The organism is Paenibacillus sp. V4I7 (assembly GCF_030817275.1).
Taxonomy (GTDB): Bacteria; Bacillota; Bacilli; order Paenibacillales; family NBRC-103111; genus Paenibacillus_E.
This window is the reverse complement of sequence record NZ_JAUSZD010000002.1, coordinates 5360695-5375189: the sequence shown is the minus strand read 5'-3', so window position 1 is coordinate 5375189 and position 14495 is coordinate 5360695. Positions and strand designations below refer to the sequence as shown.

Annotated in this window: 13 protein-coding genes; 10 read left to right on the top strand and 3 right to left on the bottom strand. The window is 47.4% G+C overall.

All coding sequences use genetic code 11. From position 1 onward, the window contains the following. The first annotated feature begins 2 nt into the window (after positions 1 to 2). The 10 genes from QFZ80_RS25115 to QFZ80_RS25075 all read left to right on the top strand — a co-directional run bounded on the left by QFZ80_RS25115 (position 3) and on the right by QFZ80_RS25075 (position 10769). Positions 3 to 887 carry a carbohydrate ABC transporter permease gene (locus tag QFZ80_RS25115; RefSeq protein WP_307553308.1) on the top strand — a complete coding sequence of 295 codons (885 nt, stop codon included), beginning with the start codon at positions 3 to 5 and terminating at the stop codon, positions 885 to 887. Continuing rightward, positions 884 to 1699: a carbohydrate ABC transporter permease gene (locus QFZ80_RS25110; RefSeq protein ID WP_307561691.1), complete on the top strand. Its 816-nt coding sequence runs from the start codon at positions 884 to 886 to the stop codon at positions 1697 to 1699. The genes QFZ80_RS25115 and QFZ80_RS25110 overlap by 4 nt, the downstream gene beginning before the upstream one ends. 23 nt (positions 1700 to 1722) lie before the next feature. Further along, positions 1723 to 3357, top strand: coding sequence for a beta-N-acetylhexosaminidase (gene nagZ / locus QFZ80_RS25105; RefSeq protein ID WP_307561689.1), 1635 nt, complete (start codon positions 1723 to 1725; stop codon positions 3355 to 3357). Beyond that, a complete protein-coding gene (locus tag QFZ80_RS25100; protein ID WP_307561687.1) occupies positions 3357 to 4340 on the top strand; it encodes an ROK family protein in 984 nt (327 codons plus the stop codon). The genes nagZ and QFZ80_RS25100 overlap by 1 nt, the downstream gene beginning before the upstream one ends. Continuing rightward, positions 4279 to 4461, top strand: coding sequence for a hypothetical protein (locus QFZ80_RS39190; RefSeq protein ID WP_373460158.1), 183 nt, complete (start codon positions 4279 to 4281; stop codon positions 4459 to 4461). Before QFZ80_RS25100 ends, QFZ80_RS39190 begins: the two co-directional genes overlap by 62 nt. Positions 4462 to 4624: 163 nt before the next feature. Beyond that, complete coding sequence (locus tag QFZ80_RS25095; RefSeq protein ID WP_307553312.1) at positions 4625 to 5881, top strand: MFS transporter; 1257 nt, start codon at positions 4625 to 4627, stop codon at positions 5879 to 5881. A 138-nt stretch (positions 5882 to 6019) separates the two neighbouring features. Beyond that, entirely contained in the window at positions 6020 to 7627 is a 1608-nt protein-coding gene (locus QFZ80_RS25090) for a LytS/YhcK type 5TM receptor domain-containing protein (RefSeq protein ID WP_307561685.1), read from the top strand. 6 nt (positions 7628 to 7633) lie between these two features. Continuing rightward, complete coding sequence (locus QFZ80_RS25085; protein ID WP_307561683.1) at positions 7634 to 8377, top strand: LytR/AlgR family response regulator transcription factor; 744 nt, start codon at positions 7634 to 7636, stop codon at positions 8375 to 8377. 132 nt (positions 8378 to 8509) lie between these two features. Further along, complete coding sequence (locus QFZ80_RS25080; RefSeq protein ID WP_307561682.1) at positions 8510 to 10570, top strand: carbon starvation CstA family protein; 2061 nt, start codon at positions 8510 to 8512, stop codon at positions 10568 to 10570. 4 nt (positions 10571 to 10574) lie between these two features. Next, complete coding sequence (locus tag QFZ80_RS25075) at positions 10575 to 10769, top strand: CstA-like transporter-associated (seleno)protein (protein WP_307561680.1); 195 nt, start codon at positions 10575 to 10577, stop codon at positions 10767 to 10769. Between the two features lie 58 nt (positions 10770 to 10827). Here the strand turns inward: QFZ80_RS25075 and QFZ80_RS25070 are convergent, their stop codons facing one another. From QFZ80_RS25070 to QFZ80_RS25060, 3 genes are all read right to left on the bottom strand, one after another. Then, positions 10828 to 11583: a DeoR/GlpR family DNA-binding transcription regulator gene (locus QFZ80_RS25070; RefSeq protein WP_307561679.1), complete on the bottom strand. Its 756-nt coding sequence runs from the start codon at positions 11581 to 11583 to the stop codon at positions 10828 to 10830. Between the two features lie 847 nt (positions 11584 to 12430). Continuing rightward, positions 12431 to 13369, bottom strand: coding sequence for an aldo/keto reductase (locus QFZ80_RS25065; protein WP_307553318.1), 939 nt, complete (start codon positions 13367 to 13369; stop codon positions 12431 to 12433). Positions 13370 to 13402: 33 nt separating this feature from the next. Beyond that, entirely contained in the window at positions 13403 to 14404 is a 1002-nt protein-coding gene (locus QFZ80_RS25060; protein ID WP_307561677.1) for a Gfo/Idh/MocA family protein, read from the bottom strand. Positions 14405 to 14495: the final 91 nt, after the last annotated feature.

Here is a 14495-nt window from a genome sequence, read left to right as displayed (position 1 = left end):
ACATGAATAAGATAGGAAGAAATCCATTTGCTTATGCGCTTTTTACGATACCGACACTGCTGCTATTCGTAATCTTTTTCTTATATCCCATGATCATGTCGCTGCGCTACGGTTTCACAGAGTGGAACGGAGTATCGCCGGCGAGATTTAATGGTTTGGATAATTTCGTTACTGCTGTCCAGGACAAATATTTCTGGATGGCTGTGCGGAATAACCTGTATTTCATTGGTTTTTCTGTTGGATTGCAAATCCCCTTTATACTCGGTTTAGCGCTTCTGGTAAGCAAAGTTAGGCGATGGACTAGCTTCTACAAAACGATGATTTTCCTCCCGACAGTTCTTTCAACAGCTGTGGTTGGTGTATTGTGGGGGTTTATCTATCACCCGCAGGCAGGGCTGCTCAATCAAGCCTTAGAAGCTGTAGGGCTAATGACTTGGCAGCATGTTTGGTTAGCAGAGGAAGCGACAGCGATGCTCTCTGTGCTTGTTACCAACGCATGGCAGTGGATTGGATTCTATGTCGTGCTGGTTTTATCGGCGATCTATGCTATCCCCAAAAATATCTTGGAAGCGGCTGAGTTAGACGGGGCGACAAGCCTGCGAGAGGCTTGGTCGATTACGCTTCCGCTGCTGCGTCCCGTCATTATGGTCATGATTTTGCTATCGATTACCGGAGCTATGAAGGCCTTAGACATCGTCTTTGTGATGACTGGCGGTAATCCGTATGGAATTACAGAAGTGATGGCCACGTATTTGTATAAAAAAGCTTATCGCATTGGTGAATATGGGTATGCAAACGGAATTGCCGTACTTATTCTCCTGCTAACCGGCATGTTAACATCCTTGTTTGGCTGGTTCACAAGGAAGCAGGAGGAGGTGCGATTTTGAAGGAAATTCGCTATCGCCGTGTCTTCCTCCATGCTGTACTCATGTTGTACATAGGCATTATTTTGTTTCCTCTTCTTTGGGTATTGAACTCCTCATTTAAAACAAATAAAGAAATCATTGCCTCGCCGTGGTCCCTTCCAGAGCAACTCTCGTTTTCGAATTATTGGAATGCCTGGACTGGTGCGCATGTGGGTCACTATTTTACGAACAGTTTAGTGATTTCTGTGATATCCGCCGTGGCGACGCTGCTTCTTGGTACGGCAACGGCGTACGCCTTAACACGAATGGAATTTCCACGATTAAGCAAGTTCTTGAAGCGTATATTGATGCTTGCTTTGCTTGTGCCCGCAGGTTCCTTGCTTGTCCCGCTATATATGCTCCTTCGCAGCATGTACGTATATAACACACCCTTAGCTTTGATCCTGCCATATGTAACGATGGGTTTACCTTTGACTGTGTTTATTTTTAGTGCCTTTTTGAAATCCATACCGAGTGAGTTAGAAGAAGCGGGGATCATGGATGGACTATCCATCTACGGACTTTTATGGCGAGTCATTTTACCTATTACGATACCTTCACTTGTCACGGTTTTTATGCTCAATTTCCTTAACAATTGGAATGAGTTTATGATGGCCAATCTATTTCTAACGAAGGAAAAGTTTAGGACGCTTCCTGTGAGCATGGTAGCCTTTTACGACCAATTGAATATGAACTACGGTTCGCTCTGTGCAGCAATTATGTTTAGTGTTATTCCAGTTATGCTGATCTATTTTATTTTGCAGAATCGTATCATTGAAAGCATTAAATCTTAACTCACTCATTCATGGAGCGTGTAATGATGTCATCTTCATCACGTAATAACCAACATCCTTTAACCTTGCGCCAAAAAGTAGGTCAAATGTTTATTTGCGGTTTTGAATCTTTGGAACCAAATGCGTCCATTACCCAATTAATTGAGGAATACGGACTTGGCGGTGTCATCTATTTTCGTCGAAATGTAAAGGATGCTCACCAATTGGCTCATTTGTCATCCGAATTGCAAACGATGAGTCTTCGCAGCGGCGGACAGCCGTTATTCATTGCCGTAGATCAAGAGGGTGGTATGGTTTCCCGTATTGAAAAAGGAGCAACTCTGCTGCCAGGGAACATGGCTTTAGGGGCTTCTTTTGCTCCCGCAGGTGTTTATGCCAGCTCAAAAGTGATGGGTAAAGAATTACGCCAAATGGGTGTGAACATGAACTTCGCCCCTTGTTTAGATATCAATAATAATCGATTAAACCCTGTTATCGGCGTGCGCTCTTATGGTGAAACAGCTGCGCTAGTGGGTGATATGGGCACACATGCGGTGAAAGGCTTGCAGGATATGGGCGTTATAGCCACAGTCAAGCATTTCCCAGGGCACGGTGATACGTCAGAGGATTCTCATCATGACCTACCCGTTGTGCCCCATAGTATGGAGCGGTTGATGGAGCTAGAGCTAGCCCCTTTCATTAAAGCGATTGAAGGCGGAGTAGATGCGATTATGACGGCGCATGTCGTCTTCACGGCACTAGAAGAGAATGGTGTTCCATCGACGTTGTCATATCGCATTTTAACGGAATTGCTTCGTGAGAAACTTCAGTTCAAAGGGTTAATTGTAACAGACTGCCTGGAGATGAAGGCGATCTCAGAAGGGATTGGTGTGGCGGAAGGCGCTGTACGTGCCATTGAGGCTGGATCGGATCTTATTCTGGTTAGTCATTTACTGGATCGCCAAGTGTCTGCCATTGAAGCGGTTATAGCTGCGGTGGAAAGTGGACGTATTCCGGAGTCGCGAATTGATGAGTCTGTGCTGCGGATAATGACCTATAAATATAAGCGAGAAATTCGCTATGATACGCTAGCACCCATCCCGACCGAACCTATTTCTAAACCCGAGCATCAACTGCTCGCCAAAGAACTGAGCCGCAAAAGTATTACGCGGGTTAAGGATGAAGTAGGTAAAGTGCTGGATCTGAACGAGCCTACTTTAGTTATTTGGACAGAAGTACAAACGGGAACTGAAATTGATGAAGTTGTGGAGCGGAGCGGTACACTGGGCAGTGTCTTATCTGAGATAGCCGGAAAGCCTGTTCAGGAGGTTTATTTGGGGCTGTATCCTTCGGATACGGAGGTAGCATCGGTTCTAGAAGCTTGTGAGGGTAACAAGCAAATTGTCATTGTCACATACAATGCAACATTCTCAGCAGGACAAACCAGGTTGGTTAAAGAATTAGTTCAAATGGAAGAACCGTATGTTATCGTGGCTGCTGGGAGAAATCCTTATGATTTACTTGAATTTCCTGAGGTAAAGACTTATTATGCTTGTTATGAAAACCGTCCGCTTGCGATGGTTTCTCTCGCGAATGTGCTTCTTGGGAAAGAGAAAGCGGTTGGAAGGCTGCCTGTGACATTGTCGGAGGAGTATCCGCTTGGTTGGAGGCTGGATTGATGGGGAAAGGGGAAAAAGAGATGACATTGGAGCAGGAAAATAAGCAAGATGTTTTTGTAAAGGGTAACGGCATCGAACAAGAAAAAGGTATGAAAAACATCGGAGAAGAACAAGATGTCTTCGTTCGGGAGTATTTTGTTGGGGTAGATCTGGGAGGCACGAAGATGCTGGCCGCCTTGGTCGCGTACGATGGCAGCATCATCGCGCGAGAAGAGATCCCCACCCTTGCGCAGCAGGGGGAGGTAGCTGTGCTCGATCGGCTGGGTAACCTGATCGAGGGGATTCTCGCGGCTGTGCCCGGCAGCCGCAGTGCTCTCCGCGGTATTGGCGTCGCCACCGCTGGCACGCTTGATACGGCGAACGGTGTCGTCACCTTCGCCACGAATCTCGGCTGGCGCGACGTTGCTGTCGCCGCTGTGTTGTCGGACCGCTTCGCTTGCGAGGTCCGGCTCGAGAACGATGCCACCGCCGCAGCGGTTGGCGAATGGCTGGCCGGCGCGGGCGAGGGCGCGCCGGACTGTATATTCGTGACGATCTCCACAGGGATCGGCGGGGGCATCATTTCCGGCGGCCGCTTGATCGCCGGAGTTAACCATAACGCAGGGGAGCTTGGTCACATTTCCATTGATGGAAATGGGCCACGCTGCCTCTGCGGGAATGTGGGGTGCCTGGAGCTCTACGCGTCAGGCACCGCCATTGGCCGCCGCGGCGCCGAGCACGTGCGCCGCGTTGCGGGAGGCGACGGCGACGCTGCCGGCGCCCTCACGAGGCTTGCGGGAGGCGCCCCTGACCGCGTCGATGCGCGGTTGGTCGCGGCCGCAGCCGCGGAAGGGGATGCCGAGGCAAGCGGCATCCTGCGCGAAGCGGGACGAGCCCTCGGCATCGGGCTCGTGAGCATTCTCCCACCTCCTCAATCCGCAGGTGGTCATTATTGGCGGCGGAGCTTCGCACATCGGCGAGCCGCTCCTAGGTCCGATGCGTGAGGTTATCGAGGAGCGCTGTCTGCCTTCGATTCTTGGCCCGGTCCGATTCGTAACATCCGCGCTTGGATCCTCCGCAGGAGCTGTAGGCGCAGCACTGCTCATGTCGAGGGATGGGCGCTGAGTCATTTCACTTTATGACCGGTCATATGACAAATTGCACTAGACGTTAAGCACCTTTTTCGTTACATTTGATGAGGCTTATGAAACTTTTTTAGTTCCGGTTACGTCGGAATGAAGTTGACGTTTTATAGACCAATCTATTGTCGAAGGGGTGTATTTTTTCTATGTCTCAAGCAGTATCTAATTCTGCGCCAACGATGCGTTCTTTTTTTGCCAATCGTTTTGTGCAGTCCATTATGTTATCGGGTCTCTTCCTCCAAATCGGGATTTGGATTCGTAACTTCGCGATTCTTCTCTACGTAACCGACATGACGAATAACGATCCTTACTCGGTTTCCTTGATTTCCGTTGCCGAGTTTGCGCCGATATTTATTTTCTCTTTCATTGGCGGTGCCTTTGCAGATCGATGGAGACCTAAGCTCACGATGGTCTGGTGCGATATTCTCAGTGCTGCCTCGGTGTTTGTCATTATGATTACCCTGTATTATGGTTCATGGAAGGCGATCTTTTTTGCCACATTAGTATCGTCCATCCTGTCCCAATTCTCTCAACCGTCCGGGATGAAGCTGTTCAAGGTTCATGTGCCGGAATCTCAAATGCAAATGGGGATGTCATTGTTTCAATCGATGATGGCAATCTTTATGATTTTGGGTCCAATTATGGGTACTTTCGTGTACTATACCTTTGGAATCGAAGTTGCTATAGCGATCATGGGAATTTGCTTTGTGCTTTCCGCTCTTGTCCTAACATTTCTACCAGCTGACCGTAAAGCGGAAAAAGGATCGGAAGCTCCATCCACGCACATTTTTGCTGAGATGGGCGAAGGTTTCCGGTATGTGCTCAAGAATAAAATGCTTGTTACTTTGGGAGGCTGCTTTGCTGTTGCCGGTCTTGCGATTGGTCTAATCAGTCCACTTGGTATCTTTCTTGTTACGGAAAATCTGGGCTTGCCTAAAGAGAACTTGCAATGGTTTATGGCCACGAATGGTGTCGCGATGATTATCGGCGGGGGCTTGACGATGGGCTTTTCCAAAAAAATGTCGTCGCAAGCGCTGCTTATACTCGGGATGTCCGTAAGTGTCGTGGCGTTCGCGGTCATTGGTATGACACATCTGTTATGGGTAGCACTTGTTATGCAATTCCTGTCCGGTCTCGTCATGCCCGCTATCCAAATTGGTATCAATACGATGATTCTTGGCAACACGGAGGAATCATTCGTGGGTCGCGTGAATGGTATTCTGAATCCTTTGTTTATGGGAGCTATGGTCATCACGATGAGTTTGGCCGGAAGTATCAAAGCTTCCTTCTCGCTTGAAGCCATTTATCTAGTAAGTGCTGCTTTATTTTTAGTTGGGGTCTTCATTATGCTGCCTTCGTTGAAATATAAGCAACCTGTCGTGCCGCAGACGAGTAGTGAATGATGTACGAACCCTCCCGATTATCGAGAGGGTACATAAGACCAAGGTTTCTACAAACGTAGAAATCATGGTCTTTTTTACTGCAAGGACAAACGATTTCTGCTAGGATTATTTTAAAAGATGTTAAAAGGTGTGTGAGCGATGCTTCATTTGTTCGTCGATATGATTGAAAGGGTTGGATTCTTGATAGCGCTTGCATTTGCCTTTTCTCGCAGCCGCTGGATGCGCAGTTATATGAGTTATCAAGGTAACAAGACCTATCAATGGCGTTTTCTTTTCTTTTTCACTGCTTATGCGATTCTGGCCACCTACTCGGGTGTGACGGTTTCCGAGTACACATATCGACCGGCACCATGGATCGGCGAAGTAGCCCCAACCGCGGCCATTGCCAATGCTCGAACCGTTGGAGTCGTCATTGCCGGCTTGCTAGGCGGTGTGAAAAGCGGGCTCATCGTTGGTGTCGCAGCGGGCCTGCATCGTTACAGCTTGGGTGGATTTGTTGCTGTAGCTTGTATGATTGCGCCTATTCTACAAGGTGTCTTGGCTGGACTTTGCCGCAAAGCGTTCAAGAAACGCTTCCGCAAGGTGTCGTCCATTCAACTCGCCTTTCTTGTAGGCTTCATGGCTGAAGCTCTGCAAATGGCACTTATTCTTGCGCTCGCCAAGCCCTGGGGAGATGCATTAAACCTAGTTTCGCTTATTGGTTTACCACAGACTCTCGCTAACAGCATCGGGGTAGCCCTTTATTTCGTACTGTACAACACGATGGAGCGCGAAGAGGATCGCATCGGCGCAGAGCATGCTCATAAAGCACTGCAAATTGCGGATATGACGATGCCGCTTTGGCGATTGGAATTCGAGAAGGCCGTACATGAAATCGCGAAAGTTTTGAATGAGGAAATGAAGGCCGTGGGTGCATTTTTCAGTAAGAACGGCTCGGCATGGATAGCGGAGGGAAGAAAAACAAAGCATTGGATCGACTTATTCATTCATATTCCGAATCAGCGTCCGATTGGGCAATTTCGCTTGTATTTCGAGCGAGAGCAGGATGATAATCCATCTCGTAGACGAATGTTGTCCTCGCTTGCCGGTCTGCTTTCTCAGCAGTATGCGTTTGTCGAGTCCGAGAGACAGTCGCAGCTGCTGGCGGATGCGGAGATTCGTTCGCTGCAAGCGCAGATGAATCCCCACTTCCTTTTTAATGTGCTCAACACAGTCAAATCGTTTATTCGTACTAAACCGGAAGAGGCCCGTCAGATGGTGATGCACTTGTCTAAGTTTTTGCGCAAAAACATGAGCCATAGTAACCAACGGATGATTACGATACGTGACGAATATGAATTGGTCATGTCTTACCTTAGTTTGATTAAATCACGTCTTGGGGATCAATTGGAATTTTATGCTGAAATCGATGAAAGGCTACTGGATCATCAGATCCCTCCGTTTACGATTCAACCTCTTGTCGAGAACGCCATTGTTCATGGCATCAAAAACAGGAAGGGAATCGGTATGATCAAGCTTATGGTGAAGGAGGAACTGGACGACGGAAAGCGGCATGCGCGTATTACTGTCGAGGACAATGGAGTTGGCCTAGAAACCGTCAGGCTTCACAGTCATGGGGAACAACACGCCGGTATGGCTTTGCGGAATATCGAACAGCGGCTAATCTACCATTACGGAAGAGAGCATCCGCTTGAAATTGAGAGTAAGTCAGGCGAAGGCACAAAAATTAGATTCTGGGTGAGGTGATGGTAGGTGGGCTGGAATATCGTGATTGCTGATGATGAAGCGCCGGCAAGGGAAGAGTTAGTCTATCTCTTAGAGCAGTACGAAGATGTAGAGATGGTGACACCTGCGACCAGCGGAATGGATGCAATTAAGAAGGTAAAAGAACAATCACCGGATGTCTTATTTCTCGATATGGACATGCCGGATCTTAATGGGCTTCAAGTGGCAGAAATCGTACGAGAGATCAATCCGCAGGTGAAGGTTGTGTTCTCCACTGCGTACGATCAATATGCTGTTCATGCATTTAAGCTTCGTGCTTTTCACTATATGCTCAAGCCGTACGACGAAGAAGACTTAGCTATCGTTTTCCGAGAGCTGCGTAAAATTCGAATGCAGAACGGATCGGGCGTCCTAGTCCATCCTTCCACCGGAATGACAAGTGTAAAACTAGCGCTAGAATTGGATGAAGGCATTACCTATGTATCACCGAAGGACATCATGTATATCAGCAAAGAAGTCAAACATGTACAGGTTCATCTTCGTGATAAAGCCTATAACGTTTCCTATACGTTAGTGGAGCTGGAACAAAAGTTGGAGCCATTCGGTTTTTTTCGCTGCCACAAAAGCTATCTCGTCAACCTGGCTTCCATTGCTGAGATGAAGACTTGGGTCAACGGAGCGTATAATCTGCGGATGGATGACGCACTGCGAAGCAGCATACCTGTTAGCCGAAATTATGTGAAGATGCTGCGTTTGAAACTCGAAATTTAACATCATAGGGCCCCAATATGGCATGATGCGCTCCAGATATTTCGCTCGGAAACTAAACAAGCTATACTCCTTGTAAGCGTTATCAACCAATAGTCAATTTGGAGAAGAAAACACTTACTAGGAGTGATAGGTATGAAAAACAAATTTACTTCGTATGTAATTTGGGGTGCGATTGCAGCATTAGGTGCAGCTGGTTTCGCTATGCTCGCGCTGTCGAATGGCGAGAACATCTCGGCAGTTTGGTTAATCATTGCCGCTATCTGTACGTATGCTTTTGGTTACCGTTTTTACAGTCGGTTCATTGCTAAGAAAATTTACGAGTTAAATGATCAACGGGCAACCCCAGCCCATGTTCATAACGATGCCAAAGACTACGTCCCGACTAACAAATATGTGCTTTTTGGCCATCATTTCGCGGCCATCGCCGGAGCAGGACCGCTGGTTGGTCCGATATTAGCCGCACAAATGGGGTATTTACCCAGCATTCTCTGGATTATTGTCGGGGCCGTTCTTGCTGGCTGCGTACAAGACTTTGTGACCCTTGTTGGATCCATGCGTCGAGATGGAAAGTCACTGGGTCAAATGGCCAAAGACGAAGTCGGTCGATTCAGCGGTACGTTAGCGTCCATTGCAACGTTAGCGATCCTCATTATTATCGTCGCCGTTCTTGGACTCGTCGTAGTGAAAGCGTTAGCAGAATCACCATGGGGCATGTTTACGATCGCCATGACCATGCCGATTGCGATATTTATGGGCTTTTATATGCGTTATATTCGACCTGGTAAAGTAATCGAAGGCTCCATCATTGGTTTCGTCTTATTGATGATTGCTTTATGGTCAGGACAGTATGTAGCGGAAAGTCCGATGCTATCCCAGATGTTTACCTTCACAGCTCCACAAATCGCCATTATGATGGTTGTCTATGGCCTCATTGCTTCCATTTTGCCAGTTTGGGTCCTTCTTGCACCGCGTGATTATTTAAGCTCTTTTTTGAAAATCGGCGTTATCATCTTACTTGCTGGCGGCATTATGGTCATTTTACCGGAGCTGAAAATGCCGGCAGTGACCCAATTTATTGATGGAACCGGGCCTGTATTTTCCGGCAATTTATTCCCATTCCTATTCATTACCATAGCTTGCGGGGCGGTTTCCGGATTTCATTCCTTGATTTCTTCCGGTACGACTCCGAAAATGATCGATAGAGAAAGTCATGCCCCTTTTATCGGTTTTGCCGGTATGGCCGCAGAATCCTTCGTCGCTGTTATGGCATTGATCGCGGCATGTGCCTTAGAACCCGGCATTTACTTCGCGATGAACTCTTCACCGGCTGTAATCGGAACGGATCCAGCTGCCGTCGCGGCCAAAATCTCATCATGGGGCTTCACGTTGACTCCTGATCAGATTACAAGCACGGCCAAAGAAATCGGTGAAAAGACGATCCTCTCGCGAACAGGCGGGGCACCAACGCTTGCCGTAGGTATGGCTGAGATTTTTGCAAAATTCCTAAATGGAGCCAAAGCATTCTGGTACCATTTCGCTATTTTATTTGAAGCTGTGTTCATCTTAACAGCTGTAGATGCCGGTACACGGGTTGGCCGTTTTATGCTGCAGGATTTGATCGGAAACTTCTACAAGCCATTTGGCCAAACAAAAGATTTCAAATACAATTTCATTGCTTCGCTGCTTGTTTGCTCGGCTTGGGGGTACTTCTTGTATCAAGGGGCGATCGATCCGTTTGGGGGTATCAATTCCTTATGGGCGCTATTCGGAATCGCGAATCAAATGCTAGCTGCTATCGCTTTAGCCGTAGCAGTAACGATTATGATTAAAATGGGCAAAGCTCGCTACGCTTGGGTAGGTATCCTTCCTTTTGCATTCCTCTCCGTGACGACGTTGACTGCCGGCTTTCAAAAAGCATTTTCCGGAAACGCAAGTATCGGTTTTTTAGCGGCAGCGAAGAAATATCAAGAAGGAATTGACAAAGGCCAAGTCATCGCACCTGCAAAGAACATGGATGTCATGCATCAGATTGTGACAAATAACTATATCGATGCGGCCCTCACCATCTTCTTCGGTATCGTCGTCATTCTGATGATTATCATCTCTTTACGGGTATGGTACAATATCTTGATTCAAAAGCAGAAACCTCACTTGAAAGAAGCGCCTTTTGTACAATCCACATTTGGAGCCTGATGCCATGAAAACAATTACGAGTTTTACAAAGAAGGTTAACACGACAATAAAGGTCATTTTCAATATCCCAGACTATGAAAGATACTTGAAGCATCAACAGGATCATCATCCAGATGATAAACCTTTGACGGAAAAGGAGTTTTACATGCTTTCCCTTCATGAACGTTATGAAAGCGGAAAAATTAATCGCTGCTGTTAATAAAAAGAAACGGAGCATTACGGGAGGAATGAACCCGAGATGCTCCGTTTTTATTTTTTCATAGAAATGGTGCTCCGGCTTCCTTGAAAGCATGCTTCATTTCCGGTGTTATGGCTGAATCGCTAATAATACCTATGGTTTCTTGAACTTCCCCTATGACAAACAAGGAGCTGCGGCTGAACTTGGAATGATCGGCTACGAGGTAAGTTTCCATGGACTGCTTCATCATGCGCCGATTGGTCTCGGCTTCCAGCTCATTATAAATCATCATGCCACGGGATAACGAGACACCGTCCACACCCATGAATGTTTTGCGAATGCTGAGATTGTCTAACGTTGCATTGGCGAGTGGTCCCGACAACTCGAAGGTTTGGGTACGAATCACCCCGCCAGTAAGGATGAGCTGCAGCCCCGGCGTTCCGATCAGCTCATAGGCGATATTAACCGCATTCGTGATAACGGTAAGGTTCTTAAATTGGTTGAGCTTTTTAGCGATAAAAGTCGTCGTCGTACCGCCGGTTAAACCGATGATATCGCCATCTTCAATATAGCGCAGCGCCTTGTCGGCGATTTCTTTCTTTTCATCCGTGTAGAGGTCCATTTTGTTGAAAAAAGGGACTTCGACCTTCAAGCTTTCAAGCACGGCGCCTCCAAAGGTACGAATGCAGCGCTTTTCTTGTTCGAGTATCTCAAGGTCCCGTCTAGCCGTTGCTTCCGAAACAGCAAACTGCTTGACGATATCGGTCAAGGCGATGGAGCCTTTATCTTTAATGGCTTGCATAATCGCATCGCGGCGAATGTCTGTCTTTCCCATGGTACCTCCTAAAAGCAGATCCTTATTCTTCCTGTAGATAACGCTTTCTTATATCTTATCATGTCAACGGATAAGCCGTCCATCGGATGGGTGGAAGAATGGTGGCGAGGAGCATGATCTGCCAGATAAGAGTCCCCAGAGACTCCTATTTGAGCGGAAAGTGCCAGAAAAGCGATAATAGCAGTCTCTAGAGGCGCTTATTTGCTCGGATTTAATCCAATTTAAGCTCAATTTGCCCAATAAGAGTCTTCAGAGACTCCTATTTGAGTGGAAAGTGCCAGAAAAGCAAAAATAGCAGTCTCTAGAGGCGCTTATTTGCTCGGATTTAATCCAATTTAAGCTCAATTTGCCCAATAAGAGTCCCCAGAGACTCCTATTTGAGCGGAAAGTGCCAAAAAAGCGATAATAGCAGTCTCTAGAGGCGCTTATTTGCTCGGATTTAATCCAATTTAAGCTCAATTTGCCCAATAAGAGTCTTCAGATACTCCTATTTGAGTGGAAAGTGCCAGAAAAGCAAAAATAGCAGTCTCTAGAGGCTCTTATCTGCTCGGATTTAATCCAATTTAAGCTCAATTTGCTAAATTAGTCCCCAGAGACTCCTATTTGAGTGGAAAGTGCAAGAAAAGCAATAATAGCAGTTTCTAGAGGCGCTTATTTGCTCGGATTTAATCCAATTTAAGCTCAATTTGCTAAATAAGAGTCTTCAGAGACTCTTATTTGAGTGGAAAGTGCCAGAAAAGCAAAATCCGGCAGGTGAGTATCCACAAGCACACAAAGCCCCCCGGCCCAATATCGGCCGGGGGGCTTCAAGCGGCACACAAACGGTGCCGCAAAGGTTGCGCAGCTGTTACACCGTCGCTGCGGTCAAATCAAGCCATGCCAGCTCCTGCGCAGACAGCACAAGCTGCGCGCCGTCACGGCATGAGAGCATTTCGGCTTCGCTGCGCGGCCCAATGAGGGCGCATGCCGGGAACGGCTGGCTCAGCACATAGGCGAGCGCGATTTGGATCGCGCTGACGCCTTTTTCCTGCGCCAGCTGTTCGGCGCGGCGCAGCCGCGTCCAGTTCTCGTCACTGTAGAAGACGCGGACGAGATCGGCGTTTTCGCGGTTCTCCGGCGTGAACCGCCCAGTGAAAAATCCGCGTGCCTGCGAAGACCAGGACAGCAGTGGGAACTGCTTGGCTTCATGCCAGCGCAGCGCTTGCTCATCGGTTGAGACACAGCCAGCCCAGAATGGCTCGTTCGCTTTAGCTAGGCTAAGGTTAGGGCTGCTGAAGCTGAAGCCGATTAGACCATGCTGCTCAGCATAATCTGCTGCTTCTTGCAGACGTTCATGTGTCCAGTTGGATCCGCCAAAGGCGCGGATTCTTCCAGCTTCCACATGTTCATTCAGCGCTTCGAGGATAACGCCGACCGGTGTTGACGGGTCATCGCGATGAAGCGCATAAAGATCAATATAGTCAGTGTGCAGTCTCTCGAGACTGGTGAACAAATCACTTCGAATTGCTTCCGCATTCACTCTGGGCCCGCTAGCATCATGATGTGCGCCCTTGGTAAAGATATTGATGTCATCGCGATTGCCCATTTCATCGAGCCAAATCCCAAGCGCTTGCTCACTCTGGCCACCACAATAGATGAAGGCTGTGTCAATCGTATTTCCACCGATAGATAGATAATGCCCGAGGATTTCGCTGACTTCTTGACCATTATCCAGTCTAAAAAAGTCAGATCCCATGATCAGTTTGGATACTGGTTTATCTAATCCTTTAATCTGAATGTGCTTCATATGAAATCATCCCTGCTTTCTTTATATGAATGATTATTGATTAATAACAATTCGTGAGCGATCTCTAGCTGACTTCAGGCATGCATCGATCACTTTCAAGTTTTTAATAGCATCACTCGCTGGGAAGCGAGGTGCTCTCTCACCCCAAGCGGCATAAGCCATGTCGTCCGCTTGCAGCGCGTATTGGTTGAGAAAAGGAACCTTTTCTTCACGGCGTTCATTTTTAACATGGACGATAAAATTGCCGGATTCCTCTGTTGGCGTCACAAACGCAGAAGGGACTTCAATACGTCCATGCGCGCCAACGATTTCGAGCGTATTACGGAAAGCTGCCCACATTCCGCAGTCAAAGGTTAACGCGACATTGCCGCTAAATTCAACTAAACCGGACATCATCATATCGACATCATCATGCTCCGGCGAGAAGAAGGCGTGAGTGGTCACAGCCTCTGGTTCCCTGCCCAACAGCATTCTTGCAGCACTTAGTGGATAACATCCAACGTCATAGGCCGAACCGCCACCCCATTCACGAACGTAGCGAACATTTTTGCTATCACCAGGGTTACTAAAGGTAAAAACACCATGAATTCCACGAATATCACCGATTTCACCGGATTCCATAATAGCTTTAATCCGCTCGTACCGCGGGTGGTGTCTATACATGAAAGCTTCGGCAAAAACCACACCTGCTTGTTCGCAAGCCGTGACCATTTCTTGAACATCATCCGCCGTAAGAGAAGCTGGCTTCTCGCACAGTACATGCTTACCAGCCTGGGCAGCACGAATCGTCCACTCTTTGTGCAGATGGTTCGGAAGCGGTATGTATAAGGCATCAATATCTGGATCCTCGATCAATTCTTCATAACTGCCGTAAGCCTTAGGAATATCTAGCTTAGCTGCAGTTTCCTGTGACTTCTGCAGATTGCGGCTGGCAATAGCGCTTACAATGCCAGTCTGAGACTGCTGGATACCAGGAATACAAGCCCTTATGGCTATATTGGCGCAACCTAAAATCCCCCAACGAAGCTTTGTCATTACAGCATTTCTCCTTTTGTAAAATATTTGATAACGGTATATTGTTATTATAAAACGAGTTATTTAAAATGAATATGATAATATATTGCAC